This is a genomic window from Streptomyces sp. WG7 (genome assembly GCF_049975785.1).
Classification (GTDB): Bacteria; Actinomycetota; Actinomycetes; order Streptomycetales; family Streptomycetaceae; genus Streptomyces.
On sequence record NZ_JBNGGE010000188.1, the window covers coordinates 1 to 571 of the forward strand.

1 protein-coding gene is annotated in these 571 nt (G+C 66.2%); it reads right to left on the minus strand.

The genetic code is table 11. The features are described from left to right. Positions 1 to 485, minus strand: a 485-nt coding sequence (locus tag ACP4J0_RS38685; protein WP_426604155.1) for a hypothetical protein, incomplete at its 3' end; no start/stop codon positions are given. Positions 486 to 571 lie beyond the last annotated feature (86 nt).

Here is a 571-nt window from a genome sequence, read left to right on the forward strand (position 1 = left end):
CGGTCGGTGACTCCGGCGTAGTGCAACAACTCGTGCAGCACCATGTTGTCGTCATGCCGGTCCCACGCCCACCTGTCAGCGTCAGCGGTGGTGGCGGTGTGCAGCCGGAAGTGCAGCTGGTCCGAACGCCCGGGCTCCTCGGTACGGGAGATCTCCACCGCCTGCCGGTGCCCGGGCACGTGCTCCAGGCGCACACCCAGATTCAGCTGATCACCAGAGACAGGCAGAACGAAACCGATGTTGACACGTTCATCCAACAGCGTGCTCAACCCGGCCTCGAACGACGTCAGTTCCCCGGCCGTGAAACCGTCACCGGGCCGGACGGCCAGAACAATCTCCAGATCCCGCACCCAACGACCATCAACGGCCTGCACACGGCGGATACCGACCCGCACCAGTGTCTGGCGACCCACCAGACGGATCGTGCCGGCCGGCCGCCCGGCATCGAACGGATCCCGCGCCGGATCATAGATCTCGGTAACCAACCGGGCAGTAGCCGCCCACTCACGACGAGACCACCACCCCTCCCTGCCCACCGGGTTCTCCGAGGGCGACACGAACTCCGGAACCC